Consider the following 18,518-nt stretch of genomic DNA (forward strand, 5'->3'; position numbering starts at 1 on the left):
CGCGGGCTGGGCGGTCTGCCGCCGCGGGACGCGTCGCCGCCGCCGGTGCGCTGGTGCGGCCCGGCCGGCGGCGTGCCCGACGACGCGGGGTACCGGATCGAGCGACTCGTCATCGAGACCGCGCCCGGCGTCCTCGCGACGGCCAACCTCTACCGTCCCGCCGGCGGCACGACGTTGTCGGCGCCCGCCCATAGAGTGGGCGCCCTCCCCGCCGGGCGGGCCGGCTCTCCGGCCGTGGTGTTCGTGTGCGGGCACGCCGACGAGGCGAAGGCGTACCCGCCGTACCAGGCGGTCTGCGCCCGGCTGGCCAAGGCCGGGCTGGTGGCGCTGGCGCTGGACCCGTTCGGACAGGGTGAGCGGCTGGGCTACCTCGACGGCGGCGGCCGGCCGGTCGTGGCTGCCGGCACCGCCGAGCACACCTACGCCGGTCTGCAGGCCTGGTGGCTCGGGCAGTCGCCGGCCCGCTGGTTCGTGCATGAGGTGCGCCGCGCGATCGACCTGCTCGAGACCCTTCCCGGCGTCGACGCCAGCCGCATCGGCCTCACCGGCAACAGCGGTGGCGGCTGGTTGACGACGCTGGCCACGGCGGTGGAGCCGCGGATCGCCGCGGCCGCGCCCGCCACTTTCGTCACGTCGCGGGGCCGCTACCTGGAGGGCGGTCAGCACCAGGACGCCGAGCAGATCCTGCTCGGCGGCACCGAGCACGGCGTCGACCACGGGGACCTGCTGGCTGCCGCCGCGCCTCGGCCGATGACCGTCCTGGCGGCCGAGTACGACTTCTTCCCGATCGAGGGCACGACGGAGACGGTGCGCCGTGCCAGGCGCAGCTACGAGCTGCTCGGCGCGCCCGACGCGCTCACGCTGGTCACCGCCGCGACGACGCACCAATACGCCCCAGAGCTGGCGGCCGCGGCTGTCCGGTTCTTCTGCGCCGCCTTCGGGCTGCCGGCGCCCGCCGACGGCGACGAACCGGCCGTGCTGCCGCCGTCCGCCCTGGCCTGCACGGCCACCGGCCAGCTGGCTCGGGAACCGGGTGGCTCGGCGTTCCTGCACGACCTCGTCGCGGCCGAGTACCGCGCGGCGCGAGCCTGTGCCGTCAGTGACGAGGACCTCACCGTCTGGCTGCGGGAGCGGGTGACGTCCGGCCGCGACGTGCCCCAAGCACCCGGCGTGCGCTGGCTGCCCGGCCCGGCCGGCACCTGGCACGGCTTCTGGCGCGCCGAGACCGACCTCTGGGGCGCCGGCGTGCTGCTACCCGGCGCAACCGGCGCCCGGTCAGGCCTACGAGTGGTGCTCCTGCACGACGGCACCGCCGAGCTCACCACCGACCACCCGGTGCTCAGGCGGGCATCCCGCGACAACCGTGTCGGCGGGCCGCTGCTGGTGCTCGACGTGCGCGGGCAGGGCGCGCTGCTGCCGCGCGACCGGTCCGGCAGGTCACCACGAAGCCACGACAGCACGCTGTACAAGCTGCTCAGCGACCTGCTGTGGCTGGACGACAGCCTGGCCGCCGCCCGCGCGTTCGACATCACACGGGCGATCGACGTCGTGCTGGGCGACGCCCGGGTGCGGGCCGAGCATCCGGGCCTCGGACCCCACCGGCCGGTGCACGTCCACGCAGCCGGCCTCGGCGCGCATCATGCGATGCTGGCCGCGGCCGCCGACCCGCGTATCGCCGACGTGACGGTGTCCGGGCCGGTGGTCGACCTCGACCACCTCATGACCACGCGGTTGCACGACGATGGCAGCGGGGCCTGGCACGGCGTGCTGCCAGGCCTGGCCCGGCTGGCGCCCGGGCGGCGGCTGCACGACCTGCTCGGCACCAGACTCAGGGAGGTTCCATGACCACCGACCACCCGGCCCGCACCGCGCTGACCGGCAGCACGCCGGTCGACTGGCTGTTCACCGGCGACAGCATCGTGGCGGCCGCCAGGTGGACCGGCGTGCACCGCGGCTACGCCGACCTGTTCGCCGAGCGGGTCCGCTACTGGCTCGGCCGCCGCGACGACACCGTCCTCAACACGGCGGTCAGCGGCTGGCGGGTCCCGGCGCTGCGCGACGCGCTCCAGACGTCAGTACTGAGGCACACGCCGCAGGTCGTCGTCATCGGGCTGGGCACGAACGACGCGAACGAGGGCCCGGCCGGGCTGGCGGCGTTCCGGCGCGAGTACGCCGCCATCGTCCGCCGCATCGGCGAGACCACCGGCGCGGCCGTCGTACTGCAGACGCCGCCCACCGTGGCACCGGCGGCGGCCCAGGCGGGCGACCTGGCCTCGTACGCGCAGGCGGTGCGCGAGGTGGCCGCCGACACCGGCAGCCACCTCGTCGACCACCACGCGGCCTGGCTCGCGGCCGGCGACGACGCGCTCGCGCTGCTGGCCGACCCCCTGCACCCCGGCCCCGAGGGACATCAGAAACTGGCCCGCGACCTGCTCGTCGCGCTCGGCGACCCCCACCCCACCTGGGCCTGACAGACCAGCCAGGTCGGTGGGCGGGGAATGCCGTCAGGGGTAGGCTGCGGGCGTCCGAGTTGTGAGCCGACGTTGGTCGTGCCGGTGGGAAGGTCGCTGGCGTTCGCGATGGAGCCGGCATCGTGCCGACCGCCACACGCGCGGCCGTGGCCCCCTCACCGTGCCGACGAACCCAGTCGTGTGGTGCCAGCCAGGCCGGGCGCACCGGTCTTGTCGCCGTCGACCCCCCGGTGCCGATGACAACGAGCCGCAGGCCGCTGATGGGTGAGGGATCCGGGTAGCCAGGACGACGCGGATCCCTCACCCATCCAGGCCGCGACGGCATCACCTGCCGACCGCGACACCATGACGACGACGCCGCCACCATGACCACCACACCACGACACACGCCCCACGCATTCATCGACATCTCCAACGCCGCAGCGTCGGCAATCTCGGCGTCGGCTAACAGTCCGAGCGAGGAACGAGCGAGGCGGGCGGAGACGGCATTCCCCGCCCACCGACCGGACCCGGATCAGGCCGCGGAGCCCTCCGATTCGTAGACAACGCGCTCACGGGTGCCCCGCAGCCGCGGATCCGCCACCGGCACAGCCGACAGCAGCGCCCGCGTGTACCCGTGCCGCGGGTCGGCGAACACCTGCTCGGCCGGCCCGTGCTCGACCAGGACGCCGAAGTACATCACCGCGACCTGGTCGCAGATCCGCTCCACGACGGACAGGTCGTGCGAGATGAACAGGTAGGTCAGCCCGAGGTCGCCCTGTAGCTCGGCGAGCAGCTCGAGGATCTGCGTGCGCACCGACACGTCCAGTGCCGACACCGCCTCGTCCGCGACCACCAGCCGCGGCTCGGTGATCAGCGCCCGCGCGATGCCGATGCGCTGCCGCTCGCCGCCGGAGAACGCGTGCGGGTACCGTCCGGCCATCGAGCGCTTCAGCCCGACGCGTACGAGCATCTCCTCGACCCGTCCGTCCAGCTCCGAGCCCGACGCCAGCCCGGCCACCCGCAGCGGTTCGCCGATGACCTGGCGGACCGTCATGCGCGGGTTGAGCGAGCCGTACGGATCCTGGAAGACCATCCGGATCTGCCGGCGGAACGGCAGCAACTCCTTCTCGCTCAGCGCGGCGAGGTCGGTCTCGCGGCCGTCCGCGCCCGTGTAGAACAGCTTGCCCGCCGTCGGCCGGTAGGCGCGCAGCACGCACCGGCCCAGCGTGGTCTTGCCGCAGCCGGACTCGCCGACCAGTCCGACGGTGCTGCCCTCGGGGATGTCGAGCGTCACCTTGTCGACGGCGTTGACCCGCTCGGTGCGACGGCGGCCGAACATCGTCCCGGCGGCCGCCTCGAACGTCATCTCCAGGTCCTGGATGCGCAGCAGCGGCCGCGCCGGCGCGGGCACCTCGGCCGGCACGGGCTCCGTCACCGTGACGGCGCCGCGCTGCGGCAGCGCGGCCAGCAGCTCGCGGGTGTAGTCGTGGCGCGGCTCATGGAAGATCTGGTCGACCGGGCCGTGCTCGACCACCCGGCCGTGCCGCATCACCACGACGTCGTCGGCGATCTCGGCCACCACGCCCAGGTCGTGGGTAATGAACATTAGCGTCATCCCCAGCGACTCCTTCAGCTCGGCGAGCAGGTCGAGGATCTGCGCCTGGGTGGTGACGTCCAGCGCGGTGGTCGGCTCGTCCGCGATCAGCAGCGACGGGCGGCAGACCAGCGCCATCGCGATCATCGCCCGCTGCCGCATGCCGCCGGAGAGCTGGAACGTGTACGCGCCGGCGCGTTCCTCCGGGCGCGGGATGCCCACCCTGCGCAAGTCGTCGATCACCCTCTCGCGCACAGCCGCCGGCGCCAGCCGCTCGTGCAGTTCCAGCACCTCGCCGATCTGGTCCCCGATGGTGTGTACCGGGCTCAGCGACGACATCGGCTCCTGGAACACCAGGCCGATCTCGCGGCCGCGGATGGAGCGGATGCCCGGGCCGGTGGCGTCGAGCGCGGCGAGGTCGACGACCGGACCGTCGGACGCCGGCCGGTACAGGACCCGGCCGGACTCCACGCGGCCAGGGTGGTCGACCACCTGGATGATCGACCGCGCCGTGGCGGACTTGCCCGAGCCGGACTCGCCGACGATGCACGTGGTTGAGCCGCGGCGGATCCGCAGCGAGACGTCGTCGACGGCCTTCACCGCGCCCTCGTCGGTGTGGAACGTCGTGCACAGGTGCTGCAGCTCGAGGACCGAGCCAGGGTCCATCGGCCGGTCGCCGCCGACGGTCGCGGCGGCGATCTCGCGGGCGGCGTCCCGCTCCTGGGTGCGACGGCGCCGGCTCACGGTGCCCTCCTTCCGTAGGGGTCGGCCGAGTCACGCAACCCGTCGCCGACGAAGTTGAACGCCACCACCGCGACGACCACCGCGAGCCCGGGCAGCAGCAACCACGGCGCCGTGGCCACCACCTGGACGCTCTGCGCGTCCTGCAGCAGCACCCCCCACGACACCGCCGGCGCCCGCAGTCCGAGGCCGAGGAAGGACAGCGAGGTCTCGGCCAGGATCATCGCCGGCACCGCCAGGCTCACCGTCGCGATGATGTGCGAGAGGAACGACGGCAGCATGTGCCGCGAGATGATCCGCCGGGTGCGCACGCCGTCGAGCTTCGCGGCCAGCACGTAGTCCTCGTTGCGGGTCTGCAGCAGCCGGCCGCGGATCACCCGGGCCAGGCTGGTCCAGCCCAGCAGCGACAGGATGATGGTGATCATGAAGTACGTGCGGGTCGGCCCCCACTGTGGCGGGATCGCCGCCGCCAGGCCGAGCCACAACGGCAGCGTCGGGATCGACATGATCAGCTCGATGATGCGCTGGATGACCGAGTCGACCCAGCCGCCGAAGTAGCCGGAGATGCCGCCCAGCACCAGCCCGAGCACCAGCGAGATCGCCACCCCGGCCAGGCCGAGCGAGAGCGAGATCTGCGCGCCGTAGATGATCTTCGACAGCAGGTCGCCGCCGGTGCGGTCGGCGCCCAGCAGGTAGAACCGCTCCCCCGGCTCCGTCGGGCCGAACAGGTGGATGTCCGTGTCGATGACGCCGAGCAGCGAGTACTCGTCGCCCCGGACGAAGAAGCCGAGGTTCACCACTCGGCTGGTGTCCTCCTCGAACACCCGGGCCAGCGTCTCCGGGTCGGTCGACCCCGTCGTCGGATGGACGTAGAACCCCTCGGAGAAGGAGAAGCGGGGCAGCTGCGGCGGCTGGTAGGCGTGGTCGGCGCTGGTGGTGTCCTTCGAGAACGGCGCGAAGAACCCGGCGAAGATCGCCACCACGTACATGGCGATCATCACGTACAGGCCGGCCATCGCCAGCTTGTGCCGGCGGAATCGCCACCAGATGAGCTGGCGCTGCGAGGCGACGGTGACGTCGGCGGCGCTGCGCCCGGTCTCGGTGGCGAGCTCGCCAGGCGTCTCCACGTCCTGCTGGGGCAGTTGGTCGGTGCTCATCGCGGCCTCACGCCTTCCCGAATCGCACGCGCGGGTCGACGGCGGCGAGCAGCAGGTCCGAGATCAGCGTGCCGATCACGGTGAGCACCGCGATGATGAGGATGATGCCGCCGGCGAGGTACATGTCCTGCGACTTCAGCGCCTCCAGCAGTAGTGGCCCGATGGTGCCCAGCGCCAGCACCTGGGCAACGATGATCTCGCCGTCGAACAGCGACGGCAGGTGCCAGCCGGCCGTGGAGATGAACGGGTTCATCGCGATCCGCACCGGGTACTTCGTCACCAGCCGCCCCTCGGAGAGGCCCTTCGCCCGCGCCGTGATCACATACGGCTTGTTCAGCTCGTCCAGCATGTTCGCCCGGGTCACGCGGATGATCCCGGCGGTGCCGGCGAGGCCGATCACCACCACCGGGATCCACAGGTGACCGAGCAGGTCGACGAACTTCCCCACGCCCCAGGGCGCGTTGACGTACTCCGGTGAGAACATCCCGCCCACGCTCTGGTCGAACAGCGCGAACCCCAGGTACGCCAGCACGAGCGCGGCGAGGAACTGCGGCACCGCCAGTGCCACGAACCCGATGCCCGAGATCGTGTAGTCACCCCACGTGTGCTGCTTGATCGCCGAGTAGATGCCGGCCGGCAGCGCGATCGCCCAAGTGAACATCAGTGTCGCGATGCCCAGTGCCAGAGTGAGCGGCAGCCGATCCGCGATCAGCGTCGACACCGGCTGCTGGAACTGGAACGACAGGCCGAAGTCGCCGTGCAGCACGATGTTGCCGATCCACTTGGCGTACTGCACCCAGAACGGGTCGCCGATGCCGTAGCGCTCCCGCAACGCATCCATCTGCGCCTGGTCGACGCTCTGCCCGGCGGCCTCGAGCCGGGCCACCTGGGTGCTGAGGAAGTCGCCGGGCGGCAACTGGATGATGAAGAACGCGATCATCGAGATCACGATCAGGGTCGGGATCACATGCAGGACCCGCATCGCTATGAAGCGCCACATCGGGGCGAGAGTCCTTTCGTCATTCGGCGAAGTAGAGCTGCTCCGGCTTGGAGATCCCCTCACGGCCGTAGTAGAAGGACAGCTTCGGCTCGTCGTCGCGGACGTTCTTCAGCGCCGTCTTGGCGATGACCGGCTGGAACGGCAGGCCGACCAGGCCGATCGCGTAGACGTTCTCATCGTGCTGACGCATGATCGCCCGGCCGGCCTCGATCCGCGCCTCGTCGGAGTCGGCGGTGCGCATCGCGTCCCAGTTGTCCATCAGCTGCTGGAACTCCGGGGTCGGCGCCATTCCTTCGGCGCCGGACGTCGAGTACCACTTGCCGTAGGCCGGCGCCGTGTGGCTGTTGTCGGCGGTCGGGACGAACCAGACCGGCTCGAGGTCGAAGTCGTCGGACGGGTGGGCGACGCCGTCGAAGTCGAAGTCGTTGGCCATCCGGATCTCGGTGTACAGGGTCTGGTCGGCCGGCCGCGTGACCACCTTGACGCCGATCTCGGCCCAGTTCCGCCGGACCATCTCGAACACGTCGGTGGGCGCCAGTCCGGCGTCGAAGTCGAGGTAGGTGATGACGAACTCCAGCGGGACGCCGTCCGCCCGCAGGCGGATGCCGTCGCCGTTGCGCTCGGTCAGCCCGATCTCGTCGAGCAGCCGGTTGGCCTCGTCGACGTCGTACTCGATGAACCGCTCACCGCTGCCCTCGACGTAGTAGTCGGAGGACTCGGTGGCGATCGGGTGCCGGACGACGCCCAGCCCGCCGAGCAGGGTGTCGTTCAGCTCCTCGCGGTTGACGGCGTGCGACAACGCGGCTCGGAACCGGACGTCGGCGAAGAGCTCGCGCACCGCCGGGTCCTTGTGGGAGAGGTTGGGGCAGATCGCCATCAGGCCTGCCGACGGCTGCCACCGAAGCACCTCGAACCCCTTCTGCTCGGCGTTCTGCAGGTACACCTGGGTGGAGTTGTAGCCGAGGTAGAAGCCCTGGAAGTCGAGATCGCCGTTGGCCGCGCGCAGGTCCAGCGCGTCCTGGTCGAGCACCTGGATCTGCATGGTGTCGATGTAGGGAAGCTGCCGGCCGTCGGGGTCGGTCTTGTAGTAGTACGGGTTGCGCTCCAGCGCCGCGGTGCCGCTCTGCGCACTCGCCGGGCTGGTGACCTTGAACGCGCCCATGACCGGCCGCTCGACGTTGGTCCACCAGTTGTCACGGTCGAAGAAGTACTGGTCCCAGGTGTCGAACCCGGCCGCCGCCGTCGCGGCCGTCACGGCGGCGGGGTCGGCGAGGTCGGCGTGGAACTGCTCCAGGTAGTGCTTGGGCTTGATGAACTGGAAGCTCACGCCCGGATGACACAGGAACTTCTCGAACAGCGCGAACGGCTGGGTGAAGTTGATGATCACCGTCAGCTCGTCCGGCGTCTCGATGGTCGGCCGGGTCTGGCCGGCGTCGGAGAACCAGAACGCCGGCGACGGGAACAGCACGTCGTGGTTGAGCACGTGGTCGACGGCGAACTTCAGGTCCGCCGACGTGAACGGCGCACCGTCGGACCACTTGAGGCCCTCGCGCAGCACGAACGTGTACGTGCGGTTGTCCGGGGACTTCTCGAAGCTCTCCGCCAGGCTGGGCTGCGATCCGTCGGCGGCCATGTTCCACTCGATCAGGCCGGACCCGGCGAAGGCCTGCAGCGCGCCGTCATGCGTCGGAGTGGTCTGCGCCCGCCGCAGGTTGCCGCCGAACCGGCCGACGCTCTCCCACGGCTCGACGACCATCGGGGTCGATGGCAGCCGCTCGGCCAGCGGGGGCAGTTCGCCGGCCTCGACCCGCTGGGCCAGCATCGGCGACTCCAGCAGGTCCGGGTCGCCGCCGGACGAGCCGAACGGGTTGGGCGTGTCGTCGCCGCCGCTGCACGCGGCCGTGCCGAAGACGGCCACGGCGGCCGCCATCCCGCCGCCGGCCTTCAGCAACATCCTGCGGGACACCACGATCTGTTCTGCCGACATCCGCAACTCCTCCACACGTCAGGTGCTCATCCAGCAAGTCCGTCGCCTCGAGGGACGTTGACGCCATTCGCGGCGTCCTGGGCGAGTCAGGCGTTCATGCAGATCAGCAACGCCGAACCCGGAAGCATTGGGGAGAACCTATCGACCGCAAGCGGTTGCCGCAATAGCAAGGCCATGCAATGAGGTTGCGGTTTAGTTGCAACGGCGGCTCACCCCGCGGCCGTGCCGTCCTCCCCCGGCGCCCATGCCGGATCCAGCGGCTCCTGCGCCGGCGGGTCCGACTCGACGTCGACGAACCGGTGCCTCGCGCCGGACTCCGCCACCGCCGCCGCGACGTCGAGGACATGCGCCGCAAGCTGGGCGTTCGCCCGGTGCGGCCGGTTCGCCGCGATCGCCTCGGCCAGCTCCGCGACACCCAGCCCACGACCCAGGCGGGCACCCGCCGTCGGCACGTCGCGCCACTCGTCCGTGCCCGCCGGGCACAGCCGCAGCGGGCCGTCGAAGCGGTTGGGGTCGGGCAACCGCAACGTCGCCTCGGTGCCCCCGATCTCCAGGAATCCATGCCGTTTGCGGGGCGAGTCGAAGCTGAAGACGGTCGTCGCGACCGCGCCGGACGCGAGCTCCAACACCGCGGAGGTGTGCGTCGGCACCTCGACGGCGAACCGATGCCCGGCCCGCGGGCCGCTGACCACGACGCGTTCGGCCGGGCCGTCGCGTTCCATGGCGGCCACCCGTCGCACCGGCCCGAGCAGCACCGTCAGCGCCGTCAGGTAGTACGGCCCCATGTCCAGTAACGCACCGGCGCCGGCTGCGAACAGGAACTCCGGCGCCGGGTGCCAGCGGTCCGGCCCGGGATCCTGGAAGCAGGCGATCGCCGACACCGGCCGGCCGATCGTGCCGCCGCGGATGAGCCGCAACGCCGTCTGGATGCCGGCGCCGAGGAAGGTGTCCGGCGCGCTGCCGATCCGCCGGCCGGCCGCTTCGGCGGCCGCGATCAGCAGGTCGGCCTCGGCCCGCGAGCGAGCCAGCGGCTTCTCGCCGTACACGTGGTGCCCGGCCCGCAACGCGGCGGCGCCCACCTCGGCGTGCGCCGCGGGCACGGTGAGGTTGACGACGATGTCGACGTCCGGCCGGCCGATCACGTCCTCGGGACCGCCCGCGTGCCGTACGCCGGCGGCGTCGGCCGCCGCCCGTGCCCGGGCGACGTCGAGGTCGCCGCAGGCCACCACGTCGAAGCCCGGAATGCGCGGGAGGTTCTCCAGGTAGGTCCGGCTGATCGTGCCGCATCCGACGACGCCGATGCCGACGCGGTCGGCCACATCAGTCGGTCGGCTCACGCGGCCACCTCCGGGTCGAGCCGGGCGAGGGCTGCCCGGTTGCGGGCCAGCAGGTCCAGCACCGGACCGGCGCAGCGGTCGATCTCGAGGATCCGCATGGCGCCGGGCGGCGCGGCGGCCAGGACGTCGGCCACCGGCAGCGTGCCGTGACCCAGCTCCACCTGGTCGGCGGCGACGTCGCCCGGCCCGTCCTTGACGTGCACGGAGCGGACACGGTCGCCGAGGCGGCGCAGTAGCGCGGCGACGTCAGCGCCGCCGACGTGCGCCCAGTAGAGGTCCATCTGGAAGCCAACGTCCGGCGGCGTGGCCGCGGCCAGCAGGTCCAGCCCGTGCCGCCCGTCGGGCAACCGGCCCAGTTCCCAGTAGTGGTTGTGGTAGGCCAGGCCCAGCCCTGCCGCCGCGGCCCGCTCCTGCCAGGCCGCAAGGCGCGCGCCGACGCGGCGGATGCCGTCGGCGTCGGCCCAGTCCTCTGGCTCCGAACGCGGGATCACCAGCGTGTGCGCACCCAGCTCGGCCACCCGCTCCAGCGTGACCGGGTCGGGCTCGCGCGCGTGCACGCTCGGGATCGCAAGGCCGTACCGGCCGGCGTCGGCACGCAGTCGGGGTACGTCGCTCAGGTCGTACGGCTCGACGGCGCCGATGCCGGCCGCGGCAAGCGCGGCGAACGCGCCGGCCCGGTCGGCGGTCTCGCGCAGGGAGTACAGCTGGACGCCCACCCGGGCCGTCGCGGCGCTCACGCCGCCTGCCCGGCGTCGAAGTAGGCACGCACCGCCGTGTCGAGCGGCGGCACGTCGAGGGCGCCCCCACCTGTACGCAGCGACGCCGTGGCGGTCGCGGCCGCGGCGACCGCCGCCCGCGCGTCCACCGGCGACGTCTGTGTCACGCCGCCCTCGCGGACGAACCGCAGGAACTCGCGCAGCAGCGCCGGGTCGGCGCCGTGGTGCCCGCCGGGCGCGTCCGGGATCGGGAACGTCTCGTCGCCGTCGGGCGCGAACTCCGTGCGCCGGTTCCACAGCCGCACGACGCCGCCGGGGCCGAGGCCGAAGTTCTCCAGCCGGCCCTCGGTGCCGATGACGGTGTAGTTGCGCCAGTAGTCCGGTGTGTAGTGACACTCGGAGTAATTGGCGAACACCCCGTTGTCCAGGGCCATCGTCATCATCGAGAGGTCCTCGACGTCGATCACCGGGTTGAGCCCGGTCTGCGCCAGCGGTGGCCAGTTGCGCTCGCGGTCCAGCCACTCGGTGACGACCTGCCCCGTCCGGTCCGCGCGGTCGGTGACCTGCCCGTACACCGTCAGCCCGCCCATCGCCGAGACGCGGCTCGTGTGCGCGCCGGCCAGCCAGTGGATGACGTCGATGTCGTGCGCGCCCTTCTGCAGCAGCAGCGAGTTCACCTTCGACCGCTCCGCATGCCAGTCCTTGAAGAACCGGTCGCCGCCGTCGCCGACGAAGTAGCGGCACCACACCGCCTTGACCTCGCCGATCCGCCCGGCCGCGATCAGGTCGCGCAGCAGCGTGATGACCGGCATGTGACGCATGTTGTGGCCCACGTAGAGACGGCTGCCGGTGCGCCGGGCCGTGTGCAGGATCTGGTCGGCCTGCTCGACGGTGATCGCCAACGGCTTGTCGACGAACACCGCCACCCCGGCCTCGAGCAGCTCACACGCGTGCTCGGCGTGCAGGTGGTCCGGCGAGGTGACGAAGGCGGCATCGACGCCGGCGTCGATCAGCTCCGCGACGGTCGCGGTGGCCGCGACGCCGGAGCCGAACCGCTCGGCGGCGCGGTCGCGGGCACGCGGCAACGGGTCGCAGGCGGCGACGACCTCGGCCGCCGGGTCGAGCTCGGCGGCGGTCCTCGCGATGATCCCGCGGTTGCCGTTGCCCACGACGCCCAGCCGCAACGGGGCGTCCGGGCCGAGAGCGGGAGGCTTCGGGGTGGTTGACGGAGCAGCCATGTCCCCGGACGCTACGTGACGCAAACGGTTGCCGCAAGGAACCACCGTCGATCATAGCGACATGCTGTGTGAACGCGTCACAACTGCGTCGATCTGCGCTACGCTCGGCGTGTTTGCAGCACGATGCACCCCGCGAACCACGCAGGAGGAGACACCCGATGAGCGTCACGCTCGCCGACATCGCGCGGGCCACCGGCCTGTCCGCCTCCACGGTCTCGCGCGCGCTGTCCGATCCCGACAAGGTCAATCCCCGCACTCGCGACCGGGTGCGCAAGATCGCCCAGGACATGGGCTACGTGCCGAACCAGGTGGCGCGGTCGCTCACCTCGGGCCGCAACGACCTCATCGGGCTGATCGTCCCCGACATCGCCAACCCGTTCTTCCCGCCGATCATCAAGGCGGTGCAGGCCCGGGCCAGCGCCAAGGGCAAGACCGTGCTGATCGCCGACGTCGACGAGCATCCCTCCGACGAGATCCAGCGCGCCCGGGTCATGCGCAAGCGCGTCGACGGCCTGGTCGTCGTCTCGCCGCGCACGCCCGACGACCGCCTCGACCAGCTGGCCGAGCTGCGCCCCATCGTGTTCGTGAACCGCGAGGTGAAGGGGGCGGCCAGCGTGATCATCGAGGACTCCGAGGGGATGCGCGAGGCCGTCGAGCACCTCACCGCGCTGGGCCACCGGCGCATCGGCTACCTCAACGGCCCGCGCCGGTCGTGGTCGAACACCCAGCGGCAGAACGCCGTCCGCGAGGCCTGCGCCGCCCACGGCGTCGACCTCGTCGAGTTCGGCCCGTTCGAGCCGCAGATCCAGGCCGGAGTGCGGGCCGCCGACCTCGTCCACGCCTCCGACGTCACCGCCGTCATCGCCTACGACGACATGATCGCGCTGGGCCTGATGGCCCGGCTCAACGAGCGGGGCGTGCGCGTCGGCCCGGACATCAGCGTCATCGGCATCGACGACAGCCCGATGTCCGGCATGGCCTACCCGACCCTCACCTCGATCCACGTGCCCGGCTCGGAGGCCGGCGCGCGCGCCGTCGACATCGTCCTCGACCTCGCCGACACCCCGAGCGAGGCCGAGCCCGCCGTCGTTCAGCTGGAGACCCGGCTCATCGTGCGCAGCTCCACCAGCCCGGTCCGTGAGCGCTAGCCCCCCCACCGTGTTGATCATGGAGAAATCGGGGATCCGGGCGAGTGGATCCCCGATTTCTCCATGATCAACATGGTGGGGCGGGCGGGTCAGGTGAGGGCGGCGGTGGTCGCGACGGCGCCGTGACGGGCCAGGTCGTCCAGGTACCGGGTGACGTCACCCACCCACGCGTCATCGGCGGCCAGCTCCGGCGGCACCACCGCGGCGGCGCGCAGCAGCCGTCCGGCGTCCGACGCGGGGACGGCGCGCAGCGCGTCGCGGGCCGGGTCGTCGACGGTGAGCGGCCGGCCGTCGTCGGACCGGCCGGCGACGACGAAGCGCAGCCAGGCGGCCACCACCAGCGTCGCCGCGGCGGACGGGCGACCGGCGGCGCGGGCGGCCAGGATCGTCGGCACGACGCGGACCGGCAGCTTCTGCGAGCCGTCGGCCGCCACCTGGTCGCACCGGTGCCCGAGTGCGGGGTTGGCGAACCGCTCCAGCACGGACGCCGCATAGGCGCGCAGGTCCCAGCCGGGCGGCGCGTCGACGGTCGCCAGCACGTCGCGGTGCAGCGCCTCGACCGCCCCGCGGATCGCCGGGTCGGCGACGGCAGCGGCGATCGTCTCGTGGCCGGCCAGCGCGCCCAGGTAGGCGATCATCGAGTGCGCAGCGTTGAGCACCCGCAGCTTGGCCGTCTCGTGCGGAGCGACGTCGGCGACGAGCTCCACGCCCGCCCGCTCCCACGGGGGGCGGTCGCCGCCGAAGTCGTTCTCGATGACCCACTGGGTGAACGGCTCAGCCGCCACGACGGCGTCGTCGATGGCGCCGACCAGCCTCGCGGCGTCGGCGCGGTCGGTGGGGGTGGTGGCCGGCACGATGCGGTCGACCATCGCCGACGGGAACCGCGCCGACGACGCGATCCACGCGGCAAGCGCCGGGCCGGCGGTGCCCGGCAGCCGGGAGACGAACTCGCCGACCAGCGCGCCGAGCCGGCGCCCGTTGCCGACCAGGTTGTCGCAGGACAGCACCGTCACGGGCCCCGCGTCCGCCGCCAGCCGTCCACGCAGCCCCGCCACCAGCAGCCCGAGCCCGGTCCGCGGCCGCTCGCCGGCGGCGACCGCCGCGACGTCGGCCCGCACGATGTCGTCGTCGAGCAGCGCGCCGGTGACCGCGTCGGCGAGGTAACCCTTCTCGGTGATGGTCAGGGTGACGACCGCGATGCGCGGGTCGGCGAACCGGGCGGCCACCTCGTCCCACTCCGACGGCGCGTGCCACGCCTCCGCGACGGATCCGACGACGTTCGCCGTCACCCGGTCGCCGGAGCGCTCCAGCACCGTGAACAGCCCGCCCTGCCGGCGCAGCGCCGCGACGACGTCCGTCGAGCGGGGCGCGACCTCGACGATGCCCCACCGCTGGTCGCCGGTCGCGGCCATCGCGCGGTCGGTGTAGACGGCCTGGTGCGCACGGTGGAACGCGCCGACGCCGAGGTGGACGACGCCGGGCCGTGGGGCCGGCTCCGCCCGGGAGAGGTGCGCCACCGTCACATCACCGCCCCGAGCTGCCACGGGGCGAACTCCTCGTCGCCGAAGCCGAGGGCCTCGCTGGCGGTCTGCCGGCCGGAGGCCGTGGCGACGACGGCGTCGAAGATGCGCCGGCCCATCTCGTCGAGGCCGGCCTCGCCGTCGGCGACCACGCCGCAGTTGAGGTCCATGTCCTCGGTCATGCGCTGGTAGACCGCGGTGTTGGTGGCCAGCTTGAGGCTGGGGACCGGCTTGCAGCCGTACACCGAGCCGCGGCCGGTGGTGAAGCAGACGACGTTCGCGCCGCCGGCCACCATGCCGGTGACGGACACGGGGTCGTAGCCGGGCGTGTCCATGAACACCAGGCCGCGGCTGTCGATGCGCTCGGCGAACCGGCGCACCGCGCGCAGCGGCGTCGAGCCGGACTTCGCCACCGCGCCGAGCGACTTCTCCAGGATCGTGGTGATGCCACCCTCCTTGTTGCCCGGTGACGGGTTGTTGTCGAGGCTGCCGCCGTGCCTGGCGGTGTACTCGCGCCACCAGGCGATGCGCTCCAGCAGCGCGTCGGCCACCTCGCGCGACTCGGCCCGGGCGGCCAGCAGGTGCTCCGCACCGTAGATCTCCGGCGTCTCGCACAGCACGGCGGTGCCGCCCCGGGCGATCAGCAGATCGGCGGCGACTCCGAGCGCCGGGTTCGCGGTGATGCCCGAGTAACCGTCGGACCCGCCGCACTTCAGGCCCAGCACCAGTTCGGACACCGGTACCGGCTGCCGCTGGACGTCCAGCCGGTCCAGCACCTCGGCGACGGCGGCGACGCCGGCCCGGACGGCGGCCGCGGTGCCGCCGGCCTCCTGGATGGTCATGCCGACGACCGGGGTGTGCTCCGGCAGCTCCAGCTCGGCGATCTGGTTGACCTCGCAGCCCAGCCCCAGCACGATCAGCGCGCCGAAGTTCGGGTGATCGGCGTACCCCGACAGCGTGCGTTTGAGCAGGTCGAGGCCTTCGCCGTCGGACGCGAGCCCACAGCCGCTGCCGTGGGTGATCGCCACGATGCCGTCGATGCTGGGGTGCGCCGCCAGCATGCCGGACATCCGCACCTGCTCGGCGATCAGCTTGGCCACGGTGGCCGAGCAGTTCACCGAGGTGATGATGCCGACGTAGTTGCGGGTGGCGACCCGGCCGTCGGCGCGGACGATGCCCTGGAACGTCTCCGGCGCCACCGGCTCGGGCGGCACGCCGGCACCGATCGCGACCTCATGCTCGACGGTGTCGGTGTAGCCGAGGTTGTGCAGGTGGACGTGGTCGCCGGCTTCGATGCGCGTGGTCGCGTGCCCGATGACCTGGCCGTACTTGAGCACCGGGGCGCCCGCGCCGACGGAGGTCAGCGCGACCTTGTGACCGGCTGGGACGGCCTGCCGGCTGACCAGCCCGGTGCCGGGCACGGGCGCGCCGGCGGCCAGCGGGTCCAGCGTCACCGCCACGGAGTCGTCGGCGCGCAGCCGCACCAGCCGGGTGGGTTCGGATGTCACAGGGGTCCTCCAGAGGATGGTGCCGGCAGCCAGCGGCCGCGCAGGACGGTGGCCCAGGGCCGGAAGCCGGGGTCGAAGATCGCCAGGTCCGCGTCCATGCCGGCGACGACCGCGCCCCGGCGGCCGGACAGGCCGGCCACGGCGGCCGGCCGGCCGGTGGCCGCGGCTACCACCTCCGCGAGCGGCCAGCCGAGGTCGTCGTGCAGATGGGCGAGCATCCGCGGCAGCGTGCTGGTGCTGCCGCCGAACGCGTCGGCGCCGTCCACCATCCCGACGCCGTCGCCGACGACGCACTCGACGGTGGCCAGGCGGTAGCGGTGCCCGGCCGGCATGCCGGTGCCCGGGGTGCCGTCGGAGACGACGACGAGCCGGTCGCCGACGCACCGCCGGGCGATCTCCAGCAACTCCGGCGGCAGATGCCGCCCGTCGGCGATCACCTCCGCCGTCAGGTCCGCCGCGGCCAGGGCGCCCTCGAGCAGCCCGGGGATCCGCCACGGCCCCTCCCGGCGCGTGGTCGACTGCCCGCTCCACAGGTGCGTGACGTGCGTCAGCCCGGCATCGGCCGCGGCGGCCAGCTCGGCCGCGGTGGCGCCGCTGTGGCCGGCCGCGACGACGACGCCCCCCGCGGCCAGCCGGCGGGTGGCCTCGATGGCGCCGGGCAGCTCAGGCGCGAGCGTCACCATCCGCAGCGTCGCCGCGTGCTCCAGCAGCCGGGCCACGTCGCGCGGCGAGGGAGGGACCAGGACGTCCGGGTCGTGTGCCCCGCACTGCGCGGCCGCGAGGAACGGGCCCTCGAGGTGGACGCCCAGCACCCGGGCGGCGTCGGCGGGCACCCCCGCGACCAGCTCGGCGAGGGACGCGATCCGCGCCGCCAGCACGTCCACCGGCGCCGAGACCAGGCTCAGCTGCACGCTGGTGACGCCGGAAGCGGCCAGGCGCCGCAGCACCGCCGTCAGCGCGGCGCCGTCGGCGTCGTCGAAGGCGTGACCGGCCGCGCCGTGCACGTGCAGGTCGATCAGGCCGGCGGTGACGATGCGTCCACCGACGTCGACGACCCGGGCGTCGCGCAGCGATTCAAGGTCGGCACCGGATGCCACGGCGACGATGTGCTCGCCGTCCACCACCACGGTGCGGTCAGGTTCGACCCGCCCGTCGCTGACGACCGTCGCGCGCGTCAGTGCCAGCCGATGCGGTCGTGAGGTCGTCGGCATCGCCGCTGCCACCTTTCAGCAACCGTTTGGAACTCAGCTCGCCGCGGATCCGGCCGTGACGTCGAGCTGCCCGGCCGACTCGGGGTCGAGGAACAGTGTCGCGTGTCCGGCCGTGCGCAGGACGGTCGCCGGGCAGGCCGGGCTGATCTCGTCGTTGACCGCGGCCGCGACCGCCGCCGCCTTGCGCCGGTCCGGCGTGCAGACCAGTACCTGGCCGGCTGACAGCAGCGCCGGCACCGTGAGCGAGATCGCGGTGGCCGGCACGGCGGCGTCGTCCGGGAAGTGCCCCTCCCCGACCTGCTGGGCGCGCGACTCCGGCGTCAACGTGATGACCCGGGCCAGCCGCTGGTCGGCGAAGTCGGCCTCGTGTGGCTCGTTGAACGCGATGTGGCCGTTCTCACCGATGCCCATGCAGACGACGTCCAGCGGCTCGGCCCGCAGCAGGTCCTCGTAGCGGCGGCACTCGGCCTCGGCGTCCGGCGCGTCGCCCTCGATGTAGTGCACCTTCGCCGGCCGGAACGGCTCCTCGATGCGCTCGCGGATCCAGCGCCGGAAGCTGGCCGGGTGGTTCGCGTCGATGCCGACGTACTCGTCCAGGTGGAACGCGGTCACGCGGTCCCACGGGACGTCCTGAGACCGCAGCGCCTGCACGAACGCGAACTGCGAGTTGCCGGTGGCGAAGACGGCGCGGGCCCGGCCGGTCCTGGCGACGGCGTCGCGGATGACGGCGGCCGCGCGCTCCGCTGCCGCCTGACCCATCTCGGCGGTGCCGGAGTACACCTCGACCGCGAGCTCGCCGGCCTGGAACTGGGTGATCGGTTCGGACACAGAGACCCTCCTGTGGGCATCGCTGGACGACGTCGCTGCAACCCTACTGCAAGTATTGACACAAATGCACAACCGCTTGC

14 protein-coding genes are annotated in these 18,518 nt (G+C 72.7%); 3 read left to right on the forward strand and 11 right to left on the reverse strand.

Annotation, left to right across the window (positions count from 1 at the left end; all coding sequences use genetic code 11):
* Together DY240_RS12330 and DY240_RS12335 are read left to right on the forward strand one after the other, a co-directional pair.
* A partial coding sequence (locus tag DY240_RS12330; RefSeq protein ID WP_119660181.1) for an alpha/beta hydrolase family protein occupies positions 1-1,845 on the forward strand: 1,845 nt, incomplete at its 5' end.
* The gene (locus DY240_RS12335) at positions 1,842-2,471 is read left to right on the forward strand and encodes an SGNH/GDSL hydrolase family protein (protein WP_119660182.1); all 630 of its coding nucleotides are present in this window, start codon (positions 1,842-1,844) and stop codon (positions 2,469-2,471) included. The genes DY240_RS12330 and DY240_RS12335, both read left to right, overlap by 4 nt.
* Before the next feature lie 514 nt (positions 2,472-2,985).
* Here the strand turns inward: DY240_RS12335 and DY240_RS12340 are convergent.
* The 7 genes from DY240_RS12340 to DY240_RS12370 all read right to left on the reverse strand — a co-directional run bounded on the left by DY240_RS12340 (position 2,986) and on the right by DY240_RS12370 (position 12,223).
* On the reverse strand, positions 2,986-4,791 hold the full coding sequence (locus DY240_RS12340) for an ABC transporter ATP-binding protein (protein WP_199701388.1): 1,806 nt from the start codon (positions 4,789-4,791) through the stop codon (positions 2,986-2,988).
* Complete coding sequence (locus DY240_RS12345) at positions 4,788-5,945, reverse strand: ABC transporter permease (protein ID WP_119660183.1); 1,158 nt, start codon at positions 5,943-5,945, stop codon at positions 4,788-4,790. The genes DY240_RS12340 and DY240_RS12345 overlap by 4 nt, the downstream gene beginning before the upstream one ends.
* A 7-nt stretch (positions 5,946-5,952) precedes the next feature.
* Entirely contained in the window at positions 5,953-6,945 is a 993-nt protein-coding gene (locus DY240_RS12350; protein ID WP_119660184.1) for an ABC transporter permease, read from the reverse strand.
* 19 nt (positions 6,946-6,964) lie between these two features.
* A complete protein-coding gene (locus DY240_RS12355; protein ID WP_119660185.1) occupies positions 6,965-8,932 on the reverse strand; it encodes an ABC transporter substrate-binding protein in 1,968 nt (655 codons plus the stop codon).
* A 209-nt stretch (positions 8,933-9,141) separates the two neighbouring features.
* The gene (locus tag DY240_RS12360) at positions 9,142-10,269 is read right to left on the reverse strand and encodes a Gfo/Idh/MocA family protein (protein WP_119660186.1); all 1,128 of its coding nucleotides are present in this window, start codon (positions 10,267-10,269) and stop codon (positions 9,142-9,144) included.
* Positions 10,266-11,006, reverse strand: a complete 741-nt coding sequence (locus tag DY240_RS12365) for a sugar phosphate isomerase/epimerase family protein (RefSeq protein WP_119660187.1) — start codon at positions 11,004-11,006, stop codon at positions 10,266-10,268. Before DY240_RS12365 ends, DY240_RS12360 begins: the two co-directional genes overlap by 4 nt.
* Complete coding sequence (locus DY240_RS12370; protein WP_119660188.1) at positions 11,003-12,223, reverse strand: Gfo/Idh/MocA family protein; 1,221 nt, start codon at positions 12,221-12,223, stop codon at positions 11,003-11,005. The genes DY240_RS12365 and DY240_RS12370 overlap by 4 nt, the downstream gene beginning before the upstream one ends.
* A gap of 158 nt (positions 12,224-12,381) precedes the next feature.
* Between DY240_RS12370 and DY240_RS12375 the strand changes: the two genes are divergently transcribed.
* Positions 12,382-13,371, forward strand: coding sequence for a LacI family DNA-binding transcriptional regulator (locus tag DY240_RS12375; RefSeq protein ID WP_119660189.1), 990 nt, complete (start codon positions 12,382-12,384; stop codon positions 13,369-13,371).
* 89 nt (positions 13,372-13,460) lie between these two features.
* Here the strand turns inward: DY240_RS12375 and DY240_RS12380 are convergent, their stop codons facing one another.
* Genes DY240_RS12380 through DY240_RS12395 form a run of 4 tightly spaced genes read right to left on the reverse strand, consistent with a single transcriptional unit; the run spans position 13,461 to position 18,438 of the window.
* The gene (locus DY240_RS12380; RefSeq protein ID WP_119660190.1) at positions 13,461-14,915 is read right to left on the reverse strand and encodes a mannitol dehydrogenase family protein; all 1,455 of its coding nucleotides are present in this window, start codon (positions 14,913-14,915) and stop codon (positions 13,461-13,463) included.
* A complete protein-coding gene (locus tag DY240_RS12385) occupies positions 14,891-16,399 on the reverse strand; it encodes a UxaA family hydrolase (RefSeq protein WP_119660191.1) in 1,509 nt (502 codons plus the stop codon). Before DY240_RS12385 ends, DY240_RS12380 begins: the two co-directional genes overlap by 25 nt.
* Positions 16,396-17,610 (reverse strand): N-acetylglucosamine-6-phosphate deacetylase, encoded by a 1,215-nt coding sequence (locus DY240_RS12390; protein WP_119660192.1) that lies wholly within the window; start codon positions 17,608-17,610, stop codon positions 16,396-16,398. The genes DY240_RS12385 and DY240_RS12390 overlap by 4 nt, the downstream gene beginning before the upstream one ends.
* 33 nt (positions 17,611-17,643) lie before the next feature.
* Positions 17,644-18,438 carry a glucosamine-6-phosphate deaminase gene (locus DY240_RS12395; RefSeq protein WP_119660193.1) on the reverse strand — a complete coding sequence of 265 codons (795 nt, stop codon included), beginning with the start codon at positions 18,436-18,438 and terminating at the stop codon, positions 17,644-17,646.
* Between the last annotated feature and the right edge of the window lie 80 nt (positions 18,439-18,518).

It is taken from the genome of Jiangella rhizosphaerae, from assembly GCF_003579925.1.
GTDB classification, from domain to species: domain Bacteria; phylum Actinomycetota; class Actinomycetes; order Jiangellales; family Jiangellaceae; genus Jiangella; species Jiangella rhizosphaerae.

Excerpts from the sequence above, each read along its gene's own strand:
- DY240_RS12335 (WP_119660182.1), top strand. The coding sequence starts at position 1,842 with ATGACCACCGACCACCCGGCCCGCACCGCGCTGACCGGCAGCACGCCG.
- DY240_RS12345 (WP_119660183.1), bottom strand. The coding sequence starts at position 5,945 with ATGAGCACCGACCAACTGCCCCAGCAGGACGTGGAGACGCCTGGCGAG.
- DY240_RS12350 (WP_119660184.1), bottom strand. The coding sequence starts at position 6,945 with ATGTGGCGCTTCATAGCGATGCGGGTCCTGCATGTGATCCCGACCCTG.
- DY240_RS12355 (WP_119660185.1), bottom strand. The coding sequence starts at position 8,932 with ATGTCGGCAGAACAGATCGTGGTGTCCCGCAGGATGTTGCTGAAGGCC.
- DY240_RS12370 (WP_119660188.1), bottom strand. The coding sequence starts at position 12,223 with ATGGCTGCTCCGTCAACCACCCCGAAGCCTCCCGCTCTCGGCCCGGAC.
- DY240_RS12375 (WP_119660189.1), top strand. The coding sequence starts at position 12,382 with ATGAGCGTCACGCTCGCCGACATCGCGCGGGCCACCGGCCTGTCCGCC.
- DY240_RS12390 (WP_119660192.1), bottom strand. The coding sequence starts at position 17,610 with ATGCCGACGACCTCACGACCGCATCGGCTGGCACTGACGCGCGCGACG.